Here is a 24,742-nt window from a genome sequence, read left to right as displayed (position 1 = left end):
CGGCCTTCAGCGCAATTCGCTATGGATGCGGATCTCGCCGCTGAGCAGCTTGTGCATCGGGCAGGCGTTGGCGATCTTCAGCAACTGGGTGCGCTGATCGTTGTCGAGTGTGCCGAGCAGTTCGATTCGGCGCACGATGTCGTTGCCGCTGTCGGGCTTGCCGGCCGGGTTGAGCTGCAGTTCGACCCGCACTTCGTCGAGCGGCCATTGCCGGCGCGCCGCCACCATCTTGACGGTGATCGCCGTGCAGGCGCCGAGGCTGGCCAGTACCAGGCTCTCCGGCGTTGGTCCGGCATTGCCGCCGCCGGCTTCGAGCGGCTCGTCGGCAGCCCAAGTGTGACCCTGGTCGTCGGACAGTTCGACCCGATAGGGAACGGTTTTCAGGACAGCCTTGATCAGTGGTGTTCCAGACATCAGCGCTCCCTCCATTGAAAATGCCGGCCGGTGGCAGGCCTGGGTCAGACCGCCACCGGCCGACAGGGTTCGCGGCCCGGCTGCCGGGCCTAGAAACCGATCTTCCGGCTGCGTCCCATCCGGGCCTGTTCGAAGTCCCTGCCTTCCAGCCAGTTGCGGCCTTCCAGCTTGGCGGTGCCGAAGGCGGCGAGCAGGCGTTTGCGCATGTCGCGCGGCGGCAGCGCACCGAGGCGTTCGAGGACCGCTTCGTCGGCTTCGGGCGGGAAGCCCCAGTCGTGCTGGCTGACGATTTCGCGGTAGAGCGCGGCGGCGATGCTGATCGCGGCATCGTGGTCGGGGCGCGGCACTTCGTAGACGTTCATCCGGTTGAGGATGGGTTCCGGGATTGAGCGTTCGTCGTTGGCCGTCGTCACCCACAGGATGTGCGAGGCGTCGATGTCGATGTCGATGAACTCGTCCTTGAAGGCGCGCGCGGTGTCCTTTTCGAGCAGGCCGTAGAGGGCGCCCATCGGGTCGTAGCGGGAATCGCCGCCGGCCTTGTCGACTTCGTCGAGCACCACAATGGGGTTGGCGAAGTCGCCATGCACCAAAGTGTGCGCCACCTTGCCCGGCTTGGCGTTGCTCCACTGCGAGGAAGCGCCGGACAGCACCCAGCCGGCAGTCAGCGAGCTCATCGAGATGAATTCGTGGCCGGTGCCGAGGCGGGCCGCCAGTTCGCGGGCGAAATGGGTCTTGCCGATGCCGGGTTCGCCGAGCAGCAGGATGGGCGTGAAGCTCATCGGCTCGTTGCCGGCGACCGACAGCGCGACGTATTTGCGCAGGTCGTCGATGACGTCGCTGAAGTTTGGGCAGCTGTCGTAGAGCTCGTCGATCATGTCGGCGCCGGTCGGGCGGACCAGGAAGCGGCCGCCGCCACGCTGTTTCATCTTGTCGTAGAGCGTCGCCAGCGCTTCATTGCGGTTGCCGGCCGCTTCTTCCATGGCGCGCTCGATGGCGCCTACGTCGTAGATGGTACGTTCCTCGGCGACCGAGAGTCGGATGTCGCTGTGTGCCATGATGACTTCCTCCATGTGCTCTGTGACCAGATAACGGATCAAGCGTTCTGCAGGTGGAGTCAAGCATATCCCGTTCCTGCTTTTGAGGGGTCGGGAAGGGCGCGGCAGCGTCGGGCGGCTGCCGGTATTGTTTGGAAAATGCCAATTTTTGCCGGTCGACCGCAGCAATCCGACAATTGCTGCCCGTGGCGCTTCAGTGTTCCGGGTAGAGCAGGTCCTGGGCGAGTTCGAACAATTCGCGTTCCTCGAAGCGGACGTGATCGTTGAGCAGGGTGGCGAAGCGGCTCAATTTGCTGCCGTCGGCGGCGCTCAGTTGCTGGTTGAGGGCGCGCAGTTCGGCATGTTCGTCGAGGGTGCGCTTGACCAGGATTGCGCCGCCGGCCTTGGCCAGGGCCGGCAGCAGGTCGGCTTCCTCGATCTGGAAATGCGGTTCGAGGGCCTCGGCGAACAGGGTGTTGATCTTTTCCGCCGCTTCGCCGATCGCCGTCGGGTTGCCGGAATCGCTGGCGAAGCGGGCTTGCCGGGCCAGTTTGAGCGCGATGTGGTGCTCGCGGGAAAGTTGCTGCAGGGCGGCATGGCGTTTCATCGTGAACCTCGTTGGGCATTGCGGCGAACCAGCGTCACCAGGGTGGCAATGAAAATCAGCAGGACCAGGCCATTGAGCAACGCCCCGTGCTGGCGCAGGGCAAAACGCTCGCTCAGGCCGCCGAAGACGCGGAGGGCCAGGCTCAGGTGGAGCAGGACCAGCGGCAGGTAAAGGGCCGGGTGGTAGGGAATCTTGATGCGGGTAACGGCCGGGAAAATGATCGGAGCGTGGCCGAAGACCATCGCAAAGACGAAGCCGAGGCTGATCGCATGCAGCACGGCGTCGCGCCACGGGTGGCCGGGGCTGAAGGCGCCGGCCAGGCCGAGCAGGCCTGCGGCGGCCAGCCAGGCGTAGCCCGAGAGCAGGCAGGCGGCGATGAAGCGGGTCAGGCCGGCGGTTTTGATATTGCGCCGGGCGATGTCGTAGCGCAGCAGCCAGCCGGCGAGGGCGAGCAGGCCGCCGGCAAACAGCGGCTGGCTGCCGAACGCGGCGGCGCCGAGCAGGACGGCGACGATGCCGATGAACAGCCGCTGGGCGATTGGCGGTGTCGGCAGGAAACGGGTCAGTTCCAGGCGTTCGCCGGCAATGGTCAGGACCAGGAAAAGCAGCCACCAGGCGATGCCCGCGTTCACGTCGCCGGTGAACAGCCAGAGTCCGTTACCGACCAGCCAGCAGGCAGCGGCCAGGGTCAGGACGACGGTGAAGGCGGCGACCTGGCGGCGCAGGGCGACGCCGCTGGCGGCGATCAAACCGAGGGCGGCGAGGCTGCCCAGGGTCTGGCCGACGAGGAGCGGCGCCCCGGCGAGCAGGGTGAGACCGCCGGTGCCGGCAGCCAGCGGCGCCAGATAGGCCCAGCGGCGGCCGGCGGCGACGGCGCGTTCGAGGCTGATCACGGTGCCGAAAAAGGCGGTGATCATCAGCGGGCCGTGCACGCCGGTGGCCTGGGCGGCCGCTGTCGGTACCTCCCAGCCGAGCCGGGCGAGGCCGGCCAGCACGCCGCCGAGCAGCGAGAGCATGCCGAAAAAGAGCAGCGGCAGACGGCCGCCCGGGCGCAGGTCGCCGCTGGCGCTCATGGCGTCGGTTCGGGTTCCCAGCCGAGGCTGAGGCGGCATTTTTCGCTCATCATCGCCGGCGTCCACGGCGGTTCCCAGACCAGGCGGATTTCCGGCTGCCAGTCCTCGGGCAGGATGCGGTCGAGTTCGCTGTAGGCGTCGTCGATGATCATCTCGCCCATCGGGCAGGCCGGCGAGGTCATCGTCATTTCGATCAGCAGTTGCGGGGCGTCGATCTCGATGCGGTAGATCAGGCCGAGATCGACGATATTGGCCCCGACTTCGGGGTCAACCACCTTGCGCAGGGCTTTGCGGATCAGTTCGGTATCAGGGGCAGCGGTCATCGGGGGCAGACGTTAGAATGCGATGCAGGACATGCTAGCACCGGTGTCGCGGCGGAAATTTAGCAGGGAGCAAAGAACATGGAACGCTTCACCATTTCACTGGACGAGGCCTTGGCGAAACAGTTCGACGAACTGATCGCGGCGCGCGGCTACAGCAACCGCTCGGAAGCGGTGCGCGACCTGATTCGCGGCGCCATCGAGAGCGACCGCCAGCGCGACCCGCCGGCCGGCCATTGCGTCGCCAACCTGTCCTACGTCTACAACCACCACGAGCGCGAGTTGGCCGAACGGCTGACCGGGTTGCAGCACGACCATCACGACCTGACGGTGGCGGCGCTGCACAGCCATCTCGACCACGACAACTGTCTGGAATCGGTGATTTTGAAAGGGTCGACCGCCGCCGTCCGGCAGTTCGCCGATGCCCTGATGGCCGAGCGCGGCGTTCGCCACGGCAAGCTCAACGTCATCGCCCTCGAAGCCGAACAGCACCACGCCCACGACGAACACGGCGCCGCGCATGTCCACTACCGTCCCGCCCGCTGAGCCGGAGAGCGGCGATAGCGGCTCGCCCTTGCCGCCGGGCGGCGAGCAGGCCTGGATCGAGGTCATCCAGAAGATGGACGAGGTCTATAACGACCTCCTCCAGTACGAGGTGGCGCTGGAAGAAAAGAATGCGGCGCTCGAAGAGTCGCACCAGTTCATCGAGAGCGTGCTCGCCTCGATGTCCGACATCCTGATCGTCTGCGACCGCAACGGCGGCATCGAAGAGGTCAATCCCTCGCTCTGCCATATCACTGGCAAGACGGCCGAAGGCCTGCTGGGAACGGCGCTCTTCGAGCTTTTCGCCGATGCGGCCGAGCAGGCCAAGGCCCGTGAAGTCTTCGCCCGCTATGGCCGGGAAGGCGTGCACGACTGCGAGTTCTTTTTGCGGGCCGGCGACGGGGCGACCGTGCCGGTCTCGATGAACTGCACGCCGCGCGTCTCGCAGACCGGCAAGCTGATGGGCATGGTCGTCACCGGCCGCCCGGTCGGCGAACTGCGCCGCGCCTACTCGGCGCTGCGCCAGGCGCACGACGATTTGAAGCGGACGCAAGGCCAGTTGCTGCACGCCGAGAAGATGGTCTCGCTCGGTCGGCTGGTGGCCGGCGTCGCACACGAACTGAACAACCCGATCAGCTTCGTGCTCGGCAACGTGCTGTCGCTGCAGCGCTATGCCAGCCGCCTGGAAAGCTATCTCGGCACCGTCCATGCCAGCGCCGCGGCGGACGACGCCGCCGTGCAGGACATGCGCCAGCAGTTGCGCATCGACCGCATCCTGGCCGACATGCCGCACCTGATCGACGGCATGATCGAGGGTGCCGAGCGGACGCGCGACATCGTCGATGCGCTGAAGCGCTTCTCGGCGGTGGACAAGATGACGCCGGAGCAGGTCAGCCTGAACGAGGTGGTCGAGCGCTCGGTACGTTGGGTGGTGCAGAGTGCCGCGGCCCGCTTTGCGGTCGAGGTCGATCTGCCGCCCAAGCTGGTTTGCCCCGGCTCCTCCGGGCAGTTGCAGCAGGTGGTGATGAATCTGGTGCAGAACGCTTGCGACGCAACGGCCGGCCAGCCGACGGCGCAACTGAAGATCGTCGGTGCGATCGAGGCGGGGCGCGCCGTGCTGCGTTTCATCGACAACGGTCCGGGCATTCCCGCCGAGCATCTCGGTCGCCTGTTCGAACCCTTCTTCACGACCAAGCCGGTCGGCCAGGGCACCGGGCTCGGCCTGTCGATCAGCTACGGCATCGTCGACCGCCATGGCGGCAGCCTGACGGCACACAACGCCGCGACGGGCGGAGCGGAATTCATCCTTGCACTGCCAGTGGAAAGCCGCTGACCACCTGGGCGGGGCGATCAAAGGCCGAGGTCAATACGAACAATGACTTATTGATCTGGCACAGTCCTTGTATGAAGATGATTAAAATTTTCATACGAGCGCCATGGAAACCCTGCCCACCGACTGGCTGTCGCTGCTGATCCTGACCTTCGTGCTTGGCATGAAGCACGGTTTCGATGCCGACCATCTCGCCACCATCGACGGCCTGACCCGCTACAACGCCCGCCGTCAGCCGCGCCTGGCGCGCTACTGCGGCACCCTGTTCTCGCTCGGCCACGGCGCGGTGGTGATGGCCATCGCCCTCGGCGTTTCGGCGCTGGCCGGGCAATGGGAAGTGCCGGAATGGTTCGGCGTGCTCGGCGCGGTGATCTCGATCGCTTTCCTGGTCGCTCTGGGCAGCCTCAACCTCGCCGCCGTGCTGCGCGCCGGCCCCGATCAGCTGGTGCAGCCGGTCGGCCTGAAAGGGCGCCTGCTTGGCAGCCTGCGCCAGGTTTCGCACCCGGCGCTGATCGCTCTGGTCGGTGCGCTGTTCGCGCTCTCCTTCGACACGCTGTCGCAAGCCGCCTTCTTCGCGCTGACCGCCAGCCAGTTCGGCGGCTGGCAGCATGCCTTGCTGCTGGCGATGCTGTTCATGCTCGGCATGCTGCTCACCGACGGCATCAACGGTTTGTGGATTGCCCGGCTGATCGCCCGCGCCGATCAGGTGGCGCTGATCGCCTCGCGCGTCATGGGGCTGGTGGTGTCCGGCGTCAGCCTGCTGGTCGCCGCCTTTGGCGCCGCCAAGCTGCTGTCGCCGGCGGTCGACGCCTGGAGCGAAGGCAAGGAGCTGGTTTTCGGCTTTCTGCTGGTGGCGATCATCGCCCTCAGTTTTCTCGCAGCGCTGCGCCTGACGCGGCGACCCGTGGCGGTCTGAGCAATCATTCAGGGAGATGGCCGGGGTACCGGCCTTTTTTGGCGATGCCGTTAAGAAAAAATCTAATAACTTCATATTTGCTGCTCGCCATGACTGGAGCGGTCGCCGACGATGCGCTCGAACTGTCGACCGTCGAAGTTCGGGCACAGGCCGAGAATCTCGAAGGCATCGCCGCCGCCGGCAGCCAGGGCGTCGTCTCCAGCCAGCGTCTGGCCGCCGTGCCGATCCTGCGCCCGGGTGAGGCGCTGGAAATGGTGCCCGGCCTGATCGTTACCCAGCATGCCGGCGACGGCAAGGCCAACCAGTATTTCCTGCGCGGTTTCAATCTCGACCACGGCACCGATTTCGCCACCTACGTCGGCGGCGTGCCGGTCAATATGCCGAGCCATGCCCACGGCCAGGGCTATACCGACCTCAATTTCCTGATTCCCGAACTGGTCGACCGCATCAGTTACCGCAAGGGGCCGTACTACGCCGCCGAAGGCGATTTCTCGTCGGCCGGAGCGGCACATATCGACTATTTCCGCACGCTGGACGGCACGCTGGCCCAACTGACGCTCGGCCAGCACGGCTACGCCCGCAGCCTGCTCGCTGGGGCGCCGGCCCTGGCCAACGGCCGCCTGCTTTATGGCCTGGAACTGTTTCACAACGACGGGCCGTGGCAGGTCAGCGAAGACTATCGCAAGCTGAACGGCGTGCTGCGCTATAGCGAAGGCAGCCGCCGCAATGGTTGGTCGGTGACCGGCATGGCCTATCGCGGGCAATGGACGTCCACCGACCAGATTGCCCAGCGCGCCATCGACAGCGGCGCGGTCGACCGCTTCGGCACGCTCGATTCGACGACCGGCGGCAAGACTTACCGCTACAGCCTGGCCGCCGACTGGGCCAAGCAGGGCGAGCAAAGCCAGAGCACGGCCAATATCTGGTGGCTGCGTTCCGGCCTCGATCTATGGTCCAACTTTCAGTACTGCCTGAACGATTACGCCGCCACCGGTAGTTGCGCCACCGGTGATCAGTTCAAGCAGGGCGAACGGCGGCAGGCCGGCGGTTTCTCGCTGGCGCACACCGTTTTTGATCGTTGGGGCGGTTTCGAGGTCAGCAACGCTTTCGGCCTGCAGGCCCGGGTTGACCGCCTGAATCCAGTCGGCCTTTACAACACCCGCCAGCGTGAGACTTGGAATACTGTGCGCGAGGATCGGGTCAGCCAGCGCAGCCTCGGGCTGTGGGCGCAGAACGAAGTGCGCTGGGCCTCGTGGTTCCGCTCCATCCAGGGGCTACGGGCCGATGCCTACGATTTTGTGGTGGACGCCAATTTGAGCGCCAATGCCGGTGCGGCTAGCGATCAGATGTTGACCCCAAAATTCTCGCTGGTCTTCGGCCCCTGGCAAAAAACCGAGCTCTACCTGAACTACGGCCATGGTTTCCATTCCAACGACGCGCGCGGTACGACGATCCGCGTCGATCCGGCCAGTGGCGACACGGTGAACCCGGTCAAACCGCTGGTTCGCAGCAAGGGCCAGGAAATTGGCCTGCGTTCGGAAATCGTGCCTGGCTGGCAGTCGACCGCCGCCCTCTGGCAACTGGAAGCGGCGTCCGAACTGCTCTTCGTCGGCGATGCCGGGACGACCGAGGCTTCACGACCTTCCCGGCGCTACGGTCTGGAGTGGACCAATTTCTACGCGGTGAATGACTGGCTGGCGGTCGATGCCGATCTCGCCTGGTCGCACGCCCGTTTCCGGGATGCCGCGCCGGAAGGCAGTTACATTCCGGGGGCGGTCGGTACCACCGCCAATCTGGGCCTCAGCATCGATCAACTCGGCCCGTGGTTTGGCGCTCTGCGCTTGCGCTATTTCGGCTCGCGGCCGCTGATCGAGGACAATTCGGTACGGGCGCCGGGGTCGGCGCTGATCAATCTGCGCCTCGGTTACCGCTTCGACCGGCAAACTTCGCTGGCCCTCGATATCTACAATCTGTTCGATCGCCGGGTCAATGACATCGAGTACTGGTACGACTCGCAACTGGCCGGCGAAAGCTCGCCGATATTCGATCGCCATGTCCATCCGGGCGAGCCGCGCAGCGCCCGGCTGACCATTTCGCATCGTTTCTGAGGCGAAAAATACGTGCTTTCCACCTTTGCCCGGGTTCGACCTTTGGAGTAACCTACGGGGTTTTCCCTAATAGCCGACAGTCCAAGGAGAATCCGTGGAAAAGGATTTGCGCGAAGCCGCACTTGAATACCATCGCTGGCCCACCCCGGGCAAGATTTCGGTCCGCCCGACCAAGGGTCTGACCAACCAGCGCGATCTCGCACTGGCCTACTCGCCCGGCGTTGCTGCGGCCTGCGACCTGATCGTCGAAGACCCTTCGATGGCCGCCGAAATGACCTCCCGCGCCAATCTGGTCGGCGTCATCACCAACGGCACCGCCGTGCTCGGTCTGGGCAACATCGGCCCGCTCGCCGCCAAGCCGGTCATGGAAGGCAAGGGTTGCCTGTTCAAGAAATTCGCCGGGATCGACGTCTTCGACATCGAACTGGCCGAGAACGACCCCGACAAGCTGATCGACATGATCGCCGCCATGGAGCCGACGCTCGGCGGCATCAATCTGGAAGACATCAAGGCGCCCGAGTGCTTCTATATTGAAGAGAAGCTCAAGGCGCGGATGAATATTCCGGTCTTCCACGACGACCAGCACGGCACGGCGATCATTTCCGGCGCCGCCATGCTGAATGGCCTGAAAGTGGTCGGCAAGAAGATCGACGAGATCAAGGTCGTCTGTTCCGGCGCCGGTGCTGCCGCCATTTCCTGCCTGAACCTGTGGTGCGATCTCGGCGTCAAGCGCGAGAACATCACCGTTTGCGACTCCAAGGGCGTCATCTACGTTGGTCGCCCGGGCAATATTGACGAAACCAAGGCGCGCTACGCCCAGAATACCGAAGCCCGTACCCTGGCCGATGCCATGGTCGGGGCCGACGTCTTCCTCGGTCTGTCGGCTGCCGGTGTGGTCAAGCAGGAAATGGTCGTCAGCATGGCCGAAAAGCCGATGGTGTTCGCGCTGGCCAACCCGACCCCGGAAATCATGCCGGAACTGGTCAAGGAAGTCCGCCCAGATGCGATCATCGCGACCGGCCGTTCCGACTATGTGAACCAGGTCAACAACGTGCTGTGCTTCCCCTTCATCTTCCGCGGTGCGCTCGATGTCGGCGCCACCCGCATCACCGAAGAAATGAAGATGGCTTCGGTGCGCGCCATCGCCGAACTGGCCGAAGCCGAAGTGACTGACGAAGTGGCGATGGCCTATCCCGGTCACGACCTCAACTTCGGTCCGGAATACCTGATTCCGAAGCCTTTCGACCCGCGCCTGATCGTCAAGATCGCGCCGGCCGTCGCCCAGGCCGCCATCGACTCCGGCGTCGCCACCCGTCCGATTACCGACTGGGCCGCCTACCGCGCCAAGCTCTCCGAGTTCGTCTATCACACCGGCGTCGGCATGCGTGCCATTTTCCAGGCCGCCCGTCAGGCCAAGGGCAAGCGCATCATTTTCGCCGAAGGTGAAGATGAGCGCGTTTTGCGCGCCGTTCAGGTCGTGATCGAAGAAAAATTCGCCCGTCCGATTCTGGTCGGTCGTCCGGAAGTCATCGAGCACCGTCTGGCCAAGGCCAACCTGCGCATCAAGTCGGGGGTCGATTTCGACATCGTCAATCCGGAATCCGACGAGCGTTACCGCGAGTGCTGGAGTGCCTACCACAAGCTGATGGCGCGCCGTGGCGTGACGCCGGCCATCGCCAAGGAATCGATGCGCCGCAAGCCGACCGTGATCGGCGCCATGTTGCTCAAGCTCGGCTACGCCGACGGCATGATCTGCGGCATGACCGGCCAGTACAGCCATCACCTCGGCGTGATCAATCAGGTGATCGGCAAGCGCCCCGGCGTCAACACGCTGGCCGCGATGAACTACCTGATGCTGCCGGCCCGTTCGCTGTTCATCTGCGACACCCACGTCAATGAAAACCCGACGGCGGAAGAGATTGCCGAAATGACGCTGATGGCCGCCGAACAGGTCAAGCGTTTCGGCAGCCACCCGAAGGCGGCGCTGCTGTCGCATTCCAACTTCGGTTCCGGTTCCTCCGAGTCGGCGCGCAAGATGAGCAAGGCCGCCGGTCTGATTTCCGCGATGTCGGCTGGCGAACTGGAAGTCGATGGCGAAATGCACGGCGACTCGGCGCTGAGCGAGGACGTCCGCCGCGAAGCCAACCCGGATTCACCGCTGACCGGCGAAGCCAACCTGCTGGTGATGCCGAATATCGACGCCGCCAACATCTCCTACAACCTGTTGAAGATGACCGGTGGCGAAGGCGTCACCATCGGCCCCATCCTGCTCGGCGCGGCCCGTCCGGTGCATGTGCTGACTTCGACGGCGACCGTTCGTCGCGTCGTCAATATGACGGCGCTGGCCGTTGTCGAGTCGATGGAGCGTTAATCAGGAAAGGCATTCCCGCTACGGCGGGAATCCAGCTTGCAGCCGGCCGCTTTCCCGCAAGGGGGCGGCCAGTTTTTTATTGTCTTGCCGGCCTTGCCTGGAAAATGCCCTGTTTTTGGCGGTCGACCGCCGGCATCGGCTAAAACCGGGGTTGCGACTGCGGAGTGGCCGCTTCTTTAGCCGGCCAGCGCCGCCAGCAGCTTGCCGTGGATGCCGCCAAAGCCGCCGTTGCTCATCACCAGGATCTGGTCGCCGGGCCGGGCGGCCGCGACGATTTTAGCGACCAGTTCGTCGAGGTTGTCTTCAACCAGCGCCCGTTCGCCCATCGGCGCCAGCGCTTCGCGGGCGTCCCAGCCGAGGTTGGCGGCATAGCAGAAGGCGGTATCGACTTCGCGCAGGCTGTCCGGCAACTGGCTTTTCATCGTGCCCAGCTTCATGGTGTTCGAGCGCGGTTCGAGCACGGCCAGGATGCGGGCGTCGCCCACCTTGCGGCGCAGGCCGGCCACCGTGGTCGTGATCGCCGTCGGATGGTGGGCAAAGTCGTCGTATACCGTAATGCCGCGCACCTCGCCGCGCACTTCCATGCGGCGCTTGACGTTGATGAAGCGGGACAGCGCTTCCAGCCCCTTGTCGAGCGGCACGCCGACGTGGCGGGCGGCGAGCAGCGCGGCACAGGCATTGGCCCGGTTGTGTTCGCCAGAGAGGGCCCAGGTCGTGCGGCCGATTTCACCCTGCGCGCCATGCAAGACCAGTTCGCCGCTGGCGTCGTCACCGGTAACGCGATAGCCGGCCACGTCGTTGAACCGCTCGACCGGCGTCCAGCAACCGCGCTGCAACACGCGCTCCAGGCTGGCTTCGCCAGCATTCGAGACGATCAGGCCACTGGCCGGCAGCGTGCGAACCAGGTGATGGAATTGGGTTTCGATGGCTGCGAGATCGGCGAAGATGTCGGCGTGATCGAATTCGAGATTGTTCAGGACGACGGTCCGCGGCTTGTAATGGACAAACTTGGAGCGTTTGTCGCAGAAGGCGGTGTCGTACTCGTCGGCTTCGATGACGAAGAAGGGCGTCTCGCCGAGGCGGGCCGAAACGCCAAAATTAAGCGGTACGCCGCCAATCAGGAAACCCGGCGCCATATGGGCGTCTTCGAGAATCCAGGCCAGCATCGAACTGGTCGTCGTCTTGCCGTGCGTGCCGGCGACGCCGAGCACCCAGCGTCCCTGCAACACGTTTTCGGCCAGCCACTGCGGGCCGGAAACGTAAGGCAGGCCCTTGTCGAGCACCGCTTCGAGCAGCGGGTTGCTGCGCGAGATGGCGTTGCCGACGACGAAGACATCGGGCTGCAGCGCCAGTTGGGCGATATCGAAGCCTTCGATCAGCTCGACGCCGGCGCCGCGCAACTGGTCGCTCATCGGCGGATAGACGTTGGCATCGCAGCCGGTAACCTTGTGGCCGGCGGCCACCGCCAGTTGGGCGACGCCACCCATGAAGGTGCCGCAGATGCCGAGAATATGAATGTGCATGTCACAGAGAGCCGTTAGAATGGGGGCGATTTTACCCTGATCGAGCGCCCATGCCCCGCCATGAACGGCCCCGCCAGCTCGCCGGCACGCGAGCCAGTATTGCCAGTGCCGCTGCCCGCCTGATGGCGGAGGATGGCATTACCGACTATCACCAGGCCAAACGCAAGGCCGCCCGCCAGCTAGGGCTGAGCGAGCATGTCGCGTTTCCCGACAATGCCGAAGTTGAGGCCGAATTACGGGCCTATCGTAGCCTGTACAACGGCGATGAGCACGAGGAGATGCTGCTCGCCATGCGTCATTCGGCGCTCGAGTTGCTCGACTTGCTGGCCGATTTCCATCCCTACCTGACCGGTTCGGTACTCGACGGCACGGCCGGCGAGCATTCACGGATCGACATCCTGCTCTTTGCCGACAGTGCCAAGGAGGTCGAGATCTTCCTGCTCAATCGCGGCATCGATGTCGAGCATGCCGATTCGCGCAATGAGCGCGTCGAGGCGGTCCTAGTGATGGAGACAGACACGGTTGAGGCGAACCTTGTTATCATGTCGCCCCTGCTGGAAAGGGTCAGTCTGAAGCATCGGGACGGCCGCCAGCGCGAACGTGTCCGCGCCGATACGCTGCGTGCCTTACTTTCGGAATAAGCTAGACAAAATGCTGCGATTTGCGGCAAACTTGCAGCTATGAAGAAGCAAAAGCCCGATTCCAAGCCGGCCGACAAGCCCCGCATCCTGGTGATGCACGGGCCAAATCTGAACCTGCTTGGCACTCGTGAACCCGAACATTATGGCCGGGTGACCCTGTCGGATATCAACCTGGCGCTGGCCCAACTGGCCGAAAGTGCTGGCGTTGAGCTCGAGGCTTTCCAGAGCAATCACGAAGGGGCGTTGATCGAGCGCATCCACGCTGCCCGCGAGCAGGGTGTGCGCGCCATCATCATCAATCCGGCGGCCTACACCCATACCAGTGTCGCCCTGCGCGATGCGCTGGCGGCGGTGGCCATTCCGTTCGTCGAAGTGCATCTGTCCAACGTGCATGCCCGCGAACCGTTCCGGCACCACTCTTATTTCTCTGACCTAGCCATCGGCGTTATCTGCGGCCTGGGTCATCAGGGCTATCTGCTGGCCCTCGAGTACCTGCTTAACAAACTTAATATCGAATAGTCCGGCTTCGGCCGGCTTTTTGCGTCCCTGCGGCGCAATACAGAAGGGAGTCATCCATGGATCTGCGTAAACTCAAAAAACTCATCGACCTCGTTCAGGAATCGGGTATTTCCGAGCTGGAAGTGACCGAAGGCGAAGAAAAAGTGCGCATTGCCAAGCATTACGGTGCGGTCAACGCTGCCCCGCAACAATATTATGCCGCCCCGATGCCCATGCAAGCCCCGGGCGCCCCGGCCGCTTCCTCGGTCAATCTCGATGACGAAGACGAGCTGCCGGAAGGCCACGTCGTCAAGTCACCGATGGTCGGTACCTTCTACCGTTCGCCGTCGCCGGGTGCCGAAGCTTTCGTGCAGATCGGCCAGAGCGTCAAGCAGGGCGACACGCTGTGCATCATCGAAGCGATGAAGCTGCTCAACGAAATCGAAGCCGATGCCTCCGGCGTGGTCAAGGCTATCCTGCTTGAGAATGGCGAGCCGGTCGAATTTGGTGAACCGCTGTTCGTGATTGGCTGATATGGCCATGTTCGAAAAAATTCTTATCGCCAATCGCGGGGAAATTGCGCTGCGTATCCAGCGCGCCTGCCGCGAGCTGGGCATCAAGACGGTGGTCGTGCACTCCGAGGCCGACCGCGATGCGAAATACGTCAAGCTGGCCGACGAGTCGGTCTGTATTGGACCGGCTTCGTCGACGCTGAGCTACCTGAACGTGCCAGCCATCATCTCGGCAGCCGAAGTCACCGACGCCCAGGCCATTCACCCGGGTTACGGCTTCCTTTCCGAAAACGCCGACTTTGCCGAGCGCGTCGAAACCTCCGGTTTCGTCTTCATCGGCCCGCGCGCCGAAACCATTCGCCTGATGGGCGACAAGGTGTCGGCCAAGAACGCCATGAAAGAAGCCGGCGTGCCCTGCGTGCCCGGTTCCGACGGCGCGCTGCCGGAAGACCCGAAGGAAATCATCAAGATCGCCCGCGCCGTCGGCTACCCGGTGATCATCAAGGCGGCCGGTGGCGGCGGCGGGCGCGGCATGCGTGTTGTCCACACCGAAGCTGCCCTGGTCAACGCCGTGGGCATGACCCGTCAGGAAGCCGGTACGTTCTTCGGCAATCCGGCGGTGTACATGGAAAAGTACCTGGAAAACCCGCGTCACGTGGAAATCCAGGTCCTGGCCGACGAGTACAAGAGCGCGATCTACCTCGGCGAACGCGACTGCTCGATGCAGCGCCGCCACCAGAAGGTCATCGAAGAGGCGCCGGCGCCGCATATTCCGGCCCGCCTGATCAGCCGGATCGGCGAGCGCTGTGCCGAAGCCTGCCGCAAGATCGGTTATCGCGGCGCGGGGACTTTCGAGTTCCTCTACGAGAACGGTGAGTTCTACTTCATCGAAATGAACACCCGCGTGCAGGTCGAGCATCCAGTGACCGAAATGATCACCGGCGTCGATATCGTGCAGGAACAGATTCGCGTCGCGGCCGGCGAGAAGCTGCGCTACAAGCAGAAGGACATCGTGTTCCGCGGCCACTCGGTCGAATGCCGCATCAACGCTGAAGATCCCTTCACGTTCGTGCCGTCTCCCGGCAAGATCACCTTTTATCATCCGCCCGGCGGCCCCGGTATCCGGGTTGATTCGCACATCTATCAGGGCTATACCGTGCCGTCGCATTACGACTCCATGGTGGCCAAGGTGATTGCCTACGGCGATACCCGCGAGCAGGCGATTCGCCGGATGCGGATTGCGCTGTCCGAGATGAGCATTCAGGGCATCAAGACCAATATTCCGCTGCACCAGGAACTGATGCAGGATGCCCGTTTCGTCGAAGGCGGCACGAGCATTCACTATCTCGAACAAAAACTCGCCGACAAGGGCGAAGTGAAGAACTGAGCATGGGCTGGAAAAGTGTCAGTTTCTTGACCGACGCGGCGCATGCCGAGCCGATGTGTGATGCCTTGCTCGAGGCCGGTGCCCTGTCAGCCTCGCTGGAGGATGCCGATGCCGGTACGCCGGACGAGCAGCCGCAGTTCGGCGAACCCGGTTCGGTCAATTCGCCGGGTTGGGAGCATTCGCGCGTCGTCGCGCTGCTCGAGGCGGATGCCGATATCGACGCGCTGCTCGCCGAAGCGGCAGCGGCGATCGGTCTGCCCACTGTGGCGGAGTACAGCGTCGAGGAGGTGGCCGAGCAGAACTGGGTGCAACTGACCCAGTCGCAGTTCGACCCGATCCGTGTTTCCGAGCGCCTGTGGATCGTGCCCTCGTGGCACGAGTCGCCGGACCCGGCGGCGGTCAACCTGATTCTTGATCCGGGCATGGCTTTCGGCACCGGTTCGCACCCGACCACCCGGCTTTGCCTGGAGTGGCTGGAGCGTAACCTGACGGCCGAGTGCACGGTACTCGACTACGGTTGCGGTTCCGGCATCCTGGCCATTGCCGCGGCCCGCCTCGGCGCCGGTCGGGTGGCCGGGGTCGATATCGACCCGCAGGCTGTTGACGCGGCGCGGGCCAATGCCGAGCGCAATGGCGTCACGGCGCTGTTTGCCGATTCGGCCCAACCGGTGGCCGGCGAATACGATCTGGTCGTCGCCAACATCCTTTCCAATCCGCTGCGGGTGCTGGCCCCGGCCATCTGCGCCCATGTCCGTTCCGGTGGCCGCTTGGCCCTGTCCGGTATCCTGCGCGAGCAGGCTGAGGAAATCATCGCCATTTACGCGCAGTGGATGCCGATGCAGGTCGCCGATACGCGTGAGGATTGGGTGTGCTTGAGCGGGGTCAAGCCCTGATGCGGACACGCTGCCCGGTCTGCAGCACGGTTTTCCGTGTGACGACCGAGCAGTTGCGTCTGAAGGCCGGCAAGGTCCGTTGCGGCCATTGCCAGGCCCTGTTCAATGCTTTTGACGAACTGCTGCAGGACCCGCCGGATGTTGTATCGGTGTCGCCTGTTGTTAGCGAACCAGTGACGCTCGCTCCGCCAGCCGAGCCAGAACTGCCGGTTTCGGTACCTGCTGAACAAATACCCCTCGAAGTTCTTGCCCCGGCCGTACCGGTGGAATCCAATTGGCAGCCGGAGCCGGAGCCGGAGCCGGAGCCGGAGCCGGAGCCGGAGCCGGAGCCGGAGCCGGAGCCGGAGCCGGAGCCGGAGCCAGAGCCAGAGCCAGAGCCAGAGCCAGAGCCAGAGCCAGAGCCAGAGCCAGAGCCAGAGCCAGAGCCAGAGCCAGAGCCAGAGCCAGAGCCAGAGCCGGCGGCCGAAACCGTTCCGCCCACCAGCCCCGACGAGTCGCTGGCTTCTGCCGAGACCCTGGAGGCCTCGACATATGCCGCTCGTGAGGCCGGCCTGGTTGCGGCCCGCGAGTTGAGCGAAATGCCCGGCTACAACCGCTGGGCGGCCGGCACCCTAGCCGGTAACGGACTGGGTGGTTTCGACAGCGAACCGGGGCGGCGTCCGGTCTGGCCGTTCGTGCTGTGCTCGATTATCCTGGTCGCCGTGTTGATCGGCCAGTTGCTCTACTACTTCCGTACCGAGGTAGTGCAGCGGATGCCATCGGCGGCGGCACTCTATGAACTTGCTGCGGTCGACGTGCCGCTGGCGCAGAATTCCGAACTGGTCGCCATCGAGACCTCCGATCTGCAGTCGGACAACCAGCGCGGCCTGTTCGTGCTGCAGGCCACGCTGCGCAATCGGGCCAGCTTTGCCCAAGCCTGGCCGGCGCTCGAACTGACCCTGACCGATACCCACGACACCGTCGTTTCCCGCCGCGTATTGCTGCCCCCCGACTACCTGCCACCGAGCGCGCCACCCGCGTCCTTCCCGGCCAACGGCGAAGTCGCGGTGCGCCTGTGGATCGAGGCCAAGGGCATCGGTGCTGCCGGCTACCGACTTTATGTCTTTTACCCCTGAGAATTTTCGATGACTACCCTGATTTGCGGTTCGCTGGCCTTCGACAACATCATGGTCTTTCCTGACCGCTTCAAAAACCACATCCTGCCCGAGCAGATCCACATTCTGAACGTGGCCTTCCTGGTTCCGGAAATGCGCCGGGAGTTCGGCGGTTGTGCCGGCAACATTGCCTACAACCTGATGCTGCTCGGTGGCGAGCCGCTGATCATGGCGACGGTCGGCGACGATGCGCCGGCCTACCTCGAGCGTCTGGACCGTCTCGGCCTGTCGCGCGCCCATGTCCGCCAGGTACCGGGCAGTTTTACCGCCCAGGCCTTCATCACCACCGACCTCGATGACAACCAGATCACTGCTTTCCACCCGGGGGCGATGAGCTTTTCTCATCTCAACAAGGTCGAGCATGCCCAGCCCAAGCTCGGCATCGTCGCACCGGATGGCCGTGAAGGCATGATGCAGCACGCCCGCGACTTTGCCGCGGCCGGCGTGCCTTTCGTCTTCGATCCGGGCCAGGGCCTGCCGATGTTCAGCGGCGATGATCTGCTCGAATTCATGCGCCAGGCCGAATACGCCTGTTTCAACGATTACGAGGCCAAGCTGCTCTGCGAACGGACCGGCCGCAGCCTGGAACAACTGGCGACGGAAGTTCAGGCGCTGATCGTCACCCGGGGCGGCGAAGGTTCCGAGATTTACGCTGGTGGCCAACGCTACGACATTCCCTGTGTCGAAGCCGACGACGTGGTCGATCCGACCGGCTGTGGCGACGCCTACCGTGCCGGTCTGCTCTATGGCATTGCCAACGGCTTCGACTGGCTGACCACGGGCCGCCTGGCCTCGGTGATGGGGGCGATCAAGATTGCCCATCGCGGTGGTCAGAACCACCAGCCGAGCCGCGAGGAAATTGCCGCCCGCTATCAACGTGCCTTTGGCGCCTTGCCCTGGTAAAAATAGCTATGAAAACGCTCTCCCTGTTGCTCGTTGCCTTGTTGCTTGGCGCGTGCGCCAGCAGCAAATCCGGCGATGTCTACACGCGCGATCAGGCTCGTCGTGAAATGACTGTGCGCAAGGGCGTCGTCGAATCGGTGCGCCCGGTGCGCATGGAAGGCACCAAATCGGGCGTCGGGGCAATGGCCGGTGCTGCCGTCGGCGGCGTCGCCGGTAGCACCGTTGGGGGCGGCAAGGGACAGATCGTCGGTGCCGTGCTCGGGGCCGTTGCCGGTGGCCTGGCCGGTAGTGCGGTCGAGGAAGGTGTGACCCGCAAGGAGGCGCTGGAGATTACCGTCGAACTGGATGGTGGCCGAATGATTGTTGTCGTCCAGGAAGCCGTGCCCGGCGAATTCCGGGCAGGTGACCCCGTGCGCGTGCTGTCCGGCCAGGGCGAGACGCGCGTCACGCGCTGAAACTTGTCTGTAAAAATCAGGCAATAGCGGTGTAACACCGCCCTTGCATGCTGTTCTCCGTACATAAAACGGAGAACAACATGGAAAACATCCATACCAAGGCGACCCGCAGTCGCCCCGAGAAGAAGAGCCTGGCGGTCGGCTTCGCCCGCAGCCAGAGCGAAATCCTCGATGCCCAGCGCCTGCGCTACCGCGTTTTTGCCGGCGAAATGGGAGCGAACCTGCCGAGCCGCACGCCCGGCGTCGATCACGACATCTACGATCCCTATTGTGAGCATCTGGTGGTGCGCGATACGCAAAGCGGTGAAGTGGTCGGGACCTACCGCATCCTGTCGCCGGAAAATGCCCGCCAGATCGGCTATTACTCGGAAAACGAATTCGACCTGACCCGCCTGCAGCACCTGCGCTCGCGACTGGTCGAAATAGGCCGTTCCTGCGTCCATCCCGATTACCGGACCGGGGCGACGATCACGCTGCTCTGGGCCGGCCTCGCCGAATACATGCTGGAGCGCGGTTACGACTACCTGATGGGCTGCGCCTCGATCAGCATGGCCGATGGCGGTCATGCCGCAGCCAGTCTGTATAATCGGCTAGCCGAGCATCTCGGGCCACAGGAATATCGTGTCTTCCCGCGCTGCCCCTTGCCCTTGGCTGCCTTGCAGCAGGACCGGCCGGCCGAGACGCCGCCACTGATCAAGGGCTATTTGCGGGCCGGTGCGTGGATCTGCGGTGAACCGGCCTGGGACCCCGATTTCAACACGGCCGACCTGCCGATCCTGATGCCGATGGCCAAGGTCTCCAGTCGTTACGCCAAACACTACCTGGGATAAACCGTCTGCAAGAAACCAACCTGCTGATCCGCTGTTATCGTCTTTTCCGTCTGGGCCTGCTGGTCCTGGCTGGCCTGCTCGCCACTTTTTTGCTTTTCCCGATCTGCAGCGAAGCGGCCCGCCTGCGCCTCAAGTCGAGCTGGGCGGTCGCCCTGCTCGACACGCTCGGCGTCGAGGTCGAGGCCGATCTGACGCATGCGGTACCGGGCGCCCTGCTGGTCGCCAATCATGTGTCGTGGATCGATATCTACGTTATCAACGCCGCGCTGCCGTCGGCTTTCGTCTCCAAGGCGGAAGTCCGCGACTGGCCGGTGATCGGCTGGCTGGCGGCGAAGAACGATACGATCTTCCTGCGTCGGGGCAGTCGCGGCCACGCCAAGATCGTCAATCAGGAAATCGCGGCTTTGCTGGCACGCGGCCGGCATGTCGCGGTCTTTCCGGAAGGGACGACGACCGACGGCCGCAGCCTGCTGCATTTCCACGCCGCGCTGTTGCAGCCGGCCCTGAGCGCCGGCTATCCCGTATTGCCGGTGGCGCTTTCCTACTGGGAACTCGACGGCCAGCGCAGCCTGGCGCCGCGGTACGATGGCGATATTTCGCTGGGCCAATGTACGCGGGCCATTCTCGGCCGCAAGCGCCTGATTGCCCGGCTGGTGACGACGCCGCTGCGCGGTCTGAATGGCGAGGATCGCAAACAGGTCGCCGCCGAGGCCCGCGAGGCTATTGCTTTAGCGGCAGGGCTTCCCCTGGCGAGCAATCCACCTGAAACACCTGGCGATCTTCCAGGCGTACTGCCGTCAGATGGCCACCCCACAGGCAGCCGGAATCCAGCGCCAGCAGATTCGGCGTGATTTTCAGGCCGAGTGCCGACCAGTGACCGGTGACCAGCACGGAGTCGGCACTTTGCCGGTTCGGCGCCTCGAACCACGGCAGATGGCCGGCCGGGGCGTTGACCAGTTCGCCCTTGGTCTTGAATTCCATGATGCCTTCCGGCGTGCAGAAGCGCATCCGGGTCATCGCATTGACGATGACGCGCAGCCGCTGCCAGCCGCTCAACTCATCGGACCAGCCGGCCGGCTCGCTGCCCCACAGGTTGGTGACGAACTCCCGGTAATCGGGGCCTTGCAGTGCAGCTTCGACTTCGCGCGCCAGTTCGCGGGCGCGGCTCGCCGTCCATTGCGGCAACAGGCCGGCATGGACCAGGCAGTATTCACCTTCGGTGTGGCACAGCGGCTGCCGGCGTAGCCAGTCGAGTAGTTCGGCGCAGTCGGGGGCGTCGAAAATGGGCTGCAGCGTGTCGTCCTTGCCGCGGAACTTGGCACCGCCTTCAGCCACCATCAGCAGGTACAGGTCGTGGTTGCCGAGCACGGTGAGGGCAGCCGGCCCGAGCGATTTCATCAGGCGCAGCGTTTCCAGCGATTTCGGGCCGCGATTGACCAGGTCCCCGACCAGCCACAGGCGATCACGGGCCGGGTCGAAGGCGCAGCGCTCAAGCAGCCGGCACAGCGAGTCGTAGCAGCCCTGAATGTCGCCGATGGCGTAGGTGGCCATTATTCGACGGTGACGCTCTTGGCCAGGTTGCGCGGCTTATCCACATCCGTCCCCTTGACCAGCGCAGCGTGGTACGAGAGCAGTTGCAGCGGAATGACGTGCAGGATCGGCGATAGTTCGCCATAGTGTTCCGGCAGGCGCAGGATGTGGACGCCTTCCGACTCAGGGATTTCCGAGTCAGCGTCGGCGAAGACATAGAGTTCGCCGCCGCGGGCCTGGACTTCCTTCAGGTTGGATTTCAGCTTGTCCAGCAACTGGTCGTTCGGGGCGATGGAAATCACCGGCATGTCGGCATCGACCAGGGCCAGCGGGCCGTGCTTGAGTTCGCCGGCCGGGTAGGCTTCGGCGTGGATGTAGGAGATTTCCTTGAGCTTCAGGGCGCCTTCCATGGCGATCGGGTAGTGCCGGCCACGTCCGAGGAAGAGGGCATGCTGCTTGTCGGCAAAGCGTTGGGCCCAAGCCTTGATCTCGTCTTCCAGTTCGAGCACCTTGTGCACGGCGACCGGCAGATGGCGCAACTGGTCGATGTAGGCCGCTTCCTGTTCCGGCGTCAGGTGCTGCTTGACCTTGGCCATGACCAGGGTCAGCAGGAAGAGCGCGGCGAGTTGGGTGGTGAAGGCCTTGGTCGAGGCGACGCCGATTTCCGGGCCGGCCCGGGTGATGAAGCGCAGGGCGCATTCGCGGACGATGGCCGATTCTGGCACGTTGCAGATGGCCAGTGTCTTTTGCTGGCCGAGCGACTTGGCGTGGCGCAGCGCGGCCAGCGTGTCGGCGGTTTCGCCGGATTGCGAGATGGCGACGATCAGTTGGCGCGGGTTGGCGACCGAGGTGCGATAGCGGTACTCACTGGCGATTTCGACATTGCACGGTACGCCGGCAATGGCTTCGAGCCAGTAGCGGGCGGTGTAGCCGGAGTGGCTGCTGGTGCCGCAGGCGAGGATGAGGATCGAGTCGACATCGGCCAGCAGGTTGCCGGCTTCGGCGCCGAAAATGCCGGGCTGGATGGTCTTGCTGCCGCCGACGATTTCCAGCGTGTTGGCCAGCGCTTCCGGCTGCTCGAAGATTTCCTTCTGCATGTAGTGCTGGTAGTTGCCGAGTTCGACGGCAGCGGCCGACAACTGTGAAACATGCACCGGCCGGTCGACCGGCGTGCCGTCGAGGCGAGTGATCTTGACCGATCCGGCGGTCAACTCGGCAATATCGCCATTTTCCAGATAGACCATGTTGCGGGTGACCTGGAGCAGGGCCGAGGCATCGGAGGCGGCGTAGTTGCCGGCCTCGGAAACACCGAGCAGCAGCGGCGAGCCTTCGCGGGCGACGACGACCTTGCCCGGCTGGCGCTGGTCGATGACGGCGATGGCGTAGGCGCCGACCAGGCGACGGCAAGCGATCTGTACGGCGGCGAACAGGTCCGGCTCGGCTTTGAGCGTCGCTTCGATCAGGTGAGCGATGCTTTCGGTGTCGGTCTCCGAGGTGAAGACGTAGCCCTGACCGCTCAATTCGCTGCGCAGGCTCTCGTAGTTTTCGATAATGCCGTTATGGACGACGGCGATCGACCCGGAAATATGCGGGTGGGCGTTGCGTTCGCAGGGCACGCCGTGGGTCGCCCAGCGCGTGTGGGCGATGCCGGTCACCGCCTGGGTGTCGGCCGAGGCGGTTTCGAGCTCGGCAACGCGGCCGACCGAACGCACCCGTTCGATGGCGCTGGCGCCGATGACGGCCAGGCCGGCCGAGTCATAGCCCCGGTATTCGAGCTTCTTCAGGCCTTCGACGAGGACGGGGACGATGTTGTTACCGGCTGCTGCCGCGACGATGCCGCACATAGCTGATCCTTAAACCTTGTAGTAATCGCGATACCAGGCGATGAAGCGGTCGACGCCTTCCTGGATGGGGGTGGCCGGGACGAAGCCGACCCAGTCGTTGAGCAGGCTGGTGTCGGCGTAGGTGGCCGGGACGTCGCCATCCTGCAGCGGCAGCAGGCGCTTTTCGGCCGGCATGCCGAGCGCCTTTTCGATGGCGCCGATGAAATCGAGCAGTTGCACCGGGTTGTTGTTGCCGATATTGAAGACGCGGTAGGGCGCATTGCTCGTCGCCGGATCGGCGGAAATCGCGTCGTAGGCCGGGTTGACCGCAGCCGTGCGGTCGAGGACGCGAATCACGCCTTCGACGATGTCGTCGATGTAGGTGAAGTCGCGCTGCATGTTGCCGAAGTTGAAGACGTCGATCGGCCGGCCTTCGAGGATGGCCTTGGTGAACAGGAAGAGCGCCATGTCCGGGCGGCCCCACGGGCCGTAGACCGTGAAGAAGCGCAGGCCGGTGGTCGGCAGGCCGAACAGGTGGCTGTAGGTGTGGGCCATCAGCTCGTTGGCCTTCTTGGTCGCGGCATAGAGGCTGACCGGATGATCAACGCTGTCGTGCTCCGAGAAGGGCATCTTGGTGTTGCCGCCATAGACGCTGGAGCTGGAGGCGTAGACCAGGTGCGCCACCTTGTTGTGGCGGCAGCCTTCGAGGATGTTGGTGAAGCCGACCAGGTTGCTATCGACGTAGGCGTGCGGGTTTTGCAGCGAATAGCGGACACCGGCCTGGGCGGCGAGGTGGATCACCTTGTCGAACTTCTCTTCGGCGAACAGCTTTTCCATGCCGGCCCGGTCGCCGACGTCGAGCTTGACGAAGCGGAAACCGGGCAGCCCGGTAAGGCGGGCCAGCCGGCTTTCCTTGAGCGACACCTCGTAGTAGTCGTTCAGGTTGTCGAGGCCGACAACTTCGTCACCGCGCGCCAGCAGGCGCAGCGAGGTGGTCATGCCGATAAATCCGGCGGCGCCGGTCACGAGAATTTTCACGGAATCACCTTCGAGGGAATTTTCTGGATTTTACCGCAGTGCAGCATCGGTGTTTCTGCGTTCCAGCATTTTGGAATATTTCATCATGCTGTTGAAACAGCCGATGGCGATATGAATCAGGCCCGGCAGGCCGTCGCGGAAGCCCTGGCGGATGAAGTAGAACTTGATGAAGCGGACCAGCGGACTCAGCGCAATGCGGGCGAAGCCGGTACGTTTGCCGGCCTGTAGCGCCATTTCGGCGGCTAAGGTCGTATAGCGGTTCTGTTTGGTCAGATAAGTCGCCAGCGATTCGGCCGAATCGTGCAGCAGGTCGCCGGCCAGGGTGCCGACCGTCGCCGTGGTGACGACTTTTTCATGCACGGCATCGGTCGACCAGCGCGCCTGGCGACGGTCGAACAGGCGCAGGCTCCAATCCGGATAGCCTTCGCCGTGTTTCAGGTAACGGCCGAGGAAGCGGTTGCAGCGCGGAAAGCGGAAAGCGGCGGATGACGGATTGCTCAGTGCATTTTCAATGCTGGTCTGCAAGGCCGGGCTGACCCGTTCGTCGGCGTCGAGGCAGAGCACCCAGTCGTGGCGGGCGGCGTCGACGGCGAACTGCTTCTGTGGCCCGAAACCCAGCCAGTCCTGCTCGATGACGCGCGCCCCGTAGCTTGCGGCCAGGGCCTGCGTGCCATCCGTGCTGCCCGAGTCGACGACCACGATGTCGTCGGCGAAGCGCACGCTGTCGAGGCAGGCCGCCAGTTGCGAGGCCGCATTGAGCGTGATGATGGCAATGGAGAGCGGCTGGCGCGTAGCGGGCATTTATAATCGCGGCTTCGAAAGCCAGCATTTTATCCGCC

General features: G+C 64.0%; 24 protein-coding genes and 1 pseudogene. 15 read left to right on the top strand and 10 right to left on the bottom strand.

Going from position 1 to position 24,742, the window contains the following annotated elements; genetic code table 11:
* Positions 1–6: 6 nt before the first annotated feature.
* The 5 genes from GH663_RS02150 to GH663_RS02130 all read right to left on the bottom strand — a co-directional run bounded on the left by GH663_RS02150 (position 7) and on the right by GH663_RS02130 (position 3,451).
* Complete coding sequence (locus tag GH663_RS02150; RefSeq protein WP_153130081.1) at positions 7–414, bottom strand: OsmC family protein; 408 nt, start codon at positions 412–414, stop codon at positions 7–9.
* A gap of 89 nt (positions 415–503) precedes the next feature.
* Positions 504–1,469 (bottom strand): AAA family ATPase, encoded by a 966-nt coding sequence (locus GH663_RS02145; RefSeq protein WP_066886772.1) that lies wholly within the window; start codon positions 1,467–1,469, stop codon positions 504–506.
* A gap of 193 nt (positions 1,470–1,662) precedes the next feature.
* The gene (locus tag GH663_RS02140; protein WP_153130080.1) at positions 1,663–2,055 is read right to left on the bottom strand and encodes a hemerythrin domain-containing protein; all 393 of its coding nucleotides are present in this window, start codon (positions 2,053–2,055) and stop codon (positions 1,663–1,665) included.
* On the bottom strand, positions 2,052–3,128 hold the full coding sequence (locus GH663_RS02135; protein ID WP_153130079.1) for a DUF8744 domain-containing protein: 1,077 nt from the start codon (positions 3,126–3,128) through the stop codon (positions 2,052–2,054). The genes GH663_RS02140 and GH663_RS02135 overlap by 4 nt, the downstream gene beginning before the upstream one ends.
* Entirely contained in the window at positions 3,125–3,451 is a 327-nt protein-coding gene (locus tag GH663_RS02130) for a metal-sulfur cluster assembly factor (RefSeq protein WP_153130078.1), read from the bottom strand. The genes GH663_RS02135 and GH663_RS02130 overlap by 4 nt, the downstream gene beginning before the upstream one ends.
* A gap of 78 nt (positions 3,452–3,529) precedes the next feature.
* Between GH663_RS02130 and nikR the strand changes: the two genes are divergently transcribed.
* The 5 genes from nikR (at position 3,530) to GH663_RS02105 (ending at position 10,716) form a co-directional block, all read left to right on the top strand.
* Positions 3,530–3,994: a nickel-responsive transcriptional regulator NikR gene (nikR, locus tag GH663_RS02125; protein WP_066886686.1), complete on the top strand. Its 465-nt coding sequence runs from the start codon at positions 3,530–3,532 to the stop codon at positions 3,992–3,994.
* Entirely contained in the window at positions 3,969–5,324 is a 1,356-nt protein-coding gene (locus GH663_RS02120) for a PAS domain-containing sensor histidine kinase (protein WP_153130077.1), read from the top strand. Before nikR ends, GH663_RS02120 begins: the two co-directional genes overlap by 26 nt.
* Before the next feature lie 103 nt (positions 5,325–5,427).
* Positions 5,428–6,237 carry a HoxN/HupN/NixA family nickel/cobalt transporter gene (locus GH663_RS02115; protein WP_153130076.1) on the top strand — a complete coding sequence of 270 codons (810 nt, stop codon included), beginning with the start codon at positions 5,428–5,430 and terminating at the stop codon, positions 6,235–6,237.
* 89 nt (positions 6,238–6,326) lie between these two features.
* On the top strand, positions 6,327–8,345 hold the full coding sequence (locus GH663_RS02110) for a TonB-dependent receptor (protein WP_246181477.1): 2,019 nt from the start codon (positions 6,327–6,329) through the stop codon (positions 8,343–8,345).
* A 94-nt stretch (positions 8,346–8,439) separates the two neighbouring features.
* Positions 8,440–10,716: an NADP-dependent malic enzyme gene (locus GH663_RS02105; RefSeq protein WP_153130074.1), complete on the top strand. Its 2,277-nt coding sequence runs from the start codon at positions 8,440–8,442 to the stop codon at positions 10,714–10,716.
* A 176-nt stretch (positions 10,717–10,892) separates the two neighbouring features.
* Here the strand turns inward: GH663_RS02105 and mpl are convergent, their stop codons facing one another.
* Entirely contained in the window at positions 10,893–12,239 is a 1,347-nt protein-coding gene (gene mpl / locus GH663_RS02100; RefSeq protein WP_153130073.1) for a UDP-N-acetylmuramate:L-alanyl-gamma-D-glutamyl-meso-diaminopimelate ligase, read from the bottom strand.
* Between the two features lie 50 nt (positions 12,240–12,289).
* On the opposite strand from mpl, the gene GH663_RS02095 reads away from it, so the two are divergent.
* From GH663_RS02095 to GH663_RS21320, 10 genes and pseudogenes are all read left to right on the top strand, one after another.
* A complete protein-coding gene (locus GH663_RS02095) occupies positions 12,290–12,880 on the top strand; it encodes a hypothetical protein (RefSeq protein ID WP_153130072.1) in 591 nt (196 codons plus the stop codon).
* Between the two features lie 39 nt (positions 12,881–12,919).
* Positions 12,920–13,399 carry a type II 3-dehydroquinate dehydratase gene (gene aroQ / locus GH663_RS02090; protein ID WP_153130071.1) on the top strand — a complete coding sequence of 160 codons (480 nt, stop codon included), beginning with the start codon at positions 12,920–12,922 and terminating at the stop codon, positions 13,397–13,399.
* A 56-nt stretch (positions 13,400–13,455) separates the two neighbouring features.
* On the top strand, positions 13,456–13,911 hold the full coding sequence (accB, locus tag GH663_RS02085; protein WP_066886713.1) for an acetyl-CoA carboxylase biotin carboxyl carrier protein: 456 nt from the start codon (positions 13,456–13,458) through the stop codon (positions 13,909–13,911).
* Positions 13,912–13,918: 7 nt separating this feature from the next.
* On the top strand, positions 13,919–15,277 hold the full coding sequence (gene accC / locus GH663_RS02080) for an acetyl-CoA carboxylase biotin carboxylase subunit (RefSeq protein ID WP_066886774.1): 1,359 nt from the start codon (positions 13,919–13,921) through the stop codon (positions 15,275–15,277).
* Between the two features lie 2 nt (positions 15,278–15,279).
* Positions 15,280–16,170 (top strand): 50S ribosomal protein L11 methyltransferase, encoded by an 891-nt coding sequence (prmA, locus tag GH663_RS02075; RefSeq protein WP_153130070.1) that lies wholly within the window; start codon positions 15,280–15,282, stop codon positions 16,168–16,170.
* Positions 16,146–17,285 carry a DUF3426 domain-containing protein gene (locus tag GH663_RS02070; RefSeq protein WP_170291312.1) on the top strand — a complete coding sequence of 380 codons (1,140 nt, stop codon included), beginning with the start codon at positions 16,146–16,148 and terminating at the stop codon, positions 17,283–17,285. Before prmA ends, GH663_RS02070 begins: the two co-directional genes overlap by 25 nt.
* A 9-nt stretch (positions 17,286–17,294) precedes the next feature.
* On the top strand, positions 17,295–18,227 hold the full coding sequence (locus tag GH663_RS02065; protein WP_153130068.1) for a carbohydrate kinase family protein: 933 nt from the start codon (positions 17,295–17,297) through the stop codon (positions 18,225–18,227).
* Positions 18,228–18,235: 8 nt separating this feature from the next.
* Positions 18,236–18,682 carry an outer membrane lipoprotein gene (locus GH663_RS02060; protein ID WP_153130067.1) on the top strand — a complete coding sequence of 149 codons (447 nt, stop codon included), beginning with the start codon at positions 18,236–18,238 and terminating at the stop codon, positions 18,680–18,682.
* Positions 18,683–18,762: 80 nt separating this feature from the next.
* Positions 18,763–19,512 carry a GNAT family N-acetyltransferase gene (locus GH663_RS02055; RefSeq protein WP_153130066.1) on the top strand — a complete coding sequence of 250 codons (750 nt, stop codon included), beginning with the start codon at positions 18,763–18,765 and terminating at the stop codon, positions 19,510–19,512.
* Positions 19,513–19,601: 89 nt separating this feature from the next.
* Positions 19,602–20,042 (top strand): annotated as a pseudogene (locus GH663_RS21320) (lysophospholipid acyltransferase family protein); the annotation flags it as partial.
* 190 nt (positions 20,043–20,232) lie between these two features.
* Here GH663_RS21320 and GH663_RS02045 read toward each other — a convergent pair.
* From GH663_RS02045 to GH663_RS02030, 4 genes are read right to left on the bottom strand one after another with little or no spacing between them, the layout of a single operon-like run.
* On the bottom strand, positions 20,233–21,063 hold the full coding sequence (locus GH663_RS02045; RefSeq protein ID WP_153130065.1) for a symmetrical bis(5'-nucleosyl)-tetraphosphatase: 831 nt from the start codon (positions 21,061–21,063) through the stop codon (positions 20,233–20,235).
* Positions 21,063–22,886, bottom strand: a complete 1,824-nt coding sequence (glmS, locus tag GH663_RS02040; protein ID WP_153130064.1) for a glutamine--fructose-6-phosphate transaminase (isomerizing) — start codon at positions 22,884–22,886, stop codon at positions 21,063–21,065. The genes GH663_RS02045 and glmS overlap by 1 nt, the downstream gene beginning before the upstream one ends.
* Positions 22,887–22,895: 9 nt before the next feature.
* Positions 22,896–23,903 (bottom strand): NAD-dependent epimerase, encoded by a 1,008-nt coding sequence (locus GH663_RS02035; protein WP_153130063.1) that lies wholly within the window; start codon positions 23,901–23,903, stop codon positions 22,896–22,898.
* A 30-nt stretch (positions 23,904–23,933) separates the two neighbouring features.
* Positions 23,934–24,704, bottom strand: coding sequence for a glycosyltransferase family 2 protein (locus GH663_RS02030; protein ID WP_153130062.1), 771 nt, complete (start codon positions 24,702–24,704; stop codon positions 23,934–23,936).
* Between the last annotated feature and the right edge of the window lie 38 nt (positions 24,705–24,742).

Origin of the sequence: Dechloromonas hortensis (assembly GCF_009469765.1) — a bacterium.
Classification (GTDB): Bacteria; Pseudomonadota; Gammaproteobacteria; order Burkholderiales; family Rhodocyclaceae; genus Azonexus; species Azonexus hortensis.
Note: the sequence above shows the minus strand (reverse complement) of the source record. Positions and strands in the feature narration are given on the sequence as shown.

Coding starts and splice junctions, on each gene's coding strand:
- GH663_RS02150 (WP_153130081.1), bottom strand. CDS start 414: ATGTCTGGAACACCACTGATCAAGGCTGTCCTGAAAACCGTTCCCTAT.
- GH663_RS02145 (WP_066886772.1), bottom strand. CDS start 1,469: ATGGCACACAGCGACATCCGACTCTCGGTCGCCGAGGAACGTACCATC.
- GH663_RS02140 (WP_153130080.1), bottom strand. CDS start 2,055: ATGAAACGCCATGCCGCCCTGCAGCAACTTTCCCGCGAGCACCACATC.
- GH663_RS02135 (WP_153130079.1), bottom strand. CDS start 3,128: ATGAGCGCCAGCGGCGACCTGCGCCCGGGCGGCCGTCTGCCGCTGCTC.
- GH663_RS02130 (WP_153130078.1), bottom strand. CDS start 3,451: ATGACCGCTGCCCCTGATACCGAACTGATCCGCAAAGCCCTGCGCAAG.
- nikR (WP_066886686.1), top strand. CDS start 3,530: ATGGAACGCTTCACCATTTCACTGGACGAGGCCTTGGCGAAACAGTTC.
- GH663_RS02120 (WP_153130077.1), top strand. CDS start 3,969: ATGTCCACTACCGTCCCGCCCGCTGAGCCGGAGAGCGGCGATAGCGGC.
- GH663_RS02115 (WP_153130076.1), top strand. CDS start 5,428: ATGGAAACCCTGCCCACCGACTGGCTGTCGCTGCTGATCCTGACCTTC.
- GH663_RS02110 (WP_246181477.1), top strand. CDS start 6,327: ATGACTGGAGCGGTCGCCGACGATGCGCTCGAACTGTCGACCGTCGAA.
- mpl (WP_153130073.1), bottom strand. CDS start 12,239: ATGCACATTCATATTCTCGGCATCTGCGGCACCTTCATGGGTGGCGTC.
- GH663_RS02095 (WP_153130072.1), top strand. CDS start 12,290: ATGCCCCGCCATGAACGGCCCCGCCAGCTCGCCGGCACGCGAGCCAGT.
- aroQ (WP_153130071.1), top strand. CDS start 12,920: ATGAAGAAGCAAAAGCCCGATTCCAAGCCGGCCGACAAGCCCCGCATC.
- accB (WP_066886713.1), top strand. CDS start 13,456: ATGGATCTGCGTAAACTCAAAAAACTCATCGACCTCGTTCAGGAATCG.
- accC (WP_066886774.1), top strand. CDS start 13,919: ATGTTCGAAAAAATTCTTATCGCCAATCGCGGGGAAATTGCGCTGCGT.
- prmA (WP_153130070.1), top strand. CDS start 15,280: ATGGGCTGGAAAAGTGTCAGTTTCTTGACCGACGCGGCGCATGCCGAG.
- GH663_RS02065 (WP_153130068.1), top strand. CDS start 17,295: ATGACTACCCTGATTTGCGGTTCGCTGGCCTTCGACAACATCATGGTC.
- GH663_RS02060 (WP_153130067.1), top strand. CDS start 18,236: ATGAAAACGCTCTCCCTGTTGCTCGTTGCCTTGTTGCTTGGCGCGTGC.
- GH663_RS02055 (WP_153130066.1), top strand. CDS start 18,763: ATGGAAAACATCCATACCAAGGCGACCCGCAGTCGCCCCGAGAAGAAG.
- GH663_RS02045 (WP_153130065.1), bottom strand. CDS start 21,063: ATGGCCACCTACGCCATCGGCGACATTCAGGGCTGCTACGACTCGCTG.
- glmS (WP_153130064.1), bottom strand. CDS start 22,886: ATGTGCGGCATCGTCGCGGCAGCAGCCGGTAACAACATCGTCCCCGTC.
- GH663_RS02030 (WP_153130062.1), bottom strand. CDS start 24,704: ATGCCCGCTACGCGCCAGCCGCTCTCCATTGCCATCATCACGCTCAAT.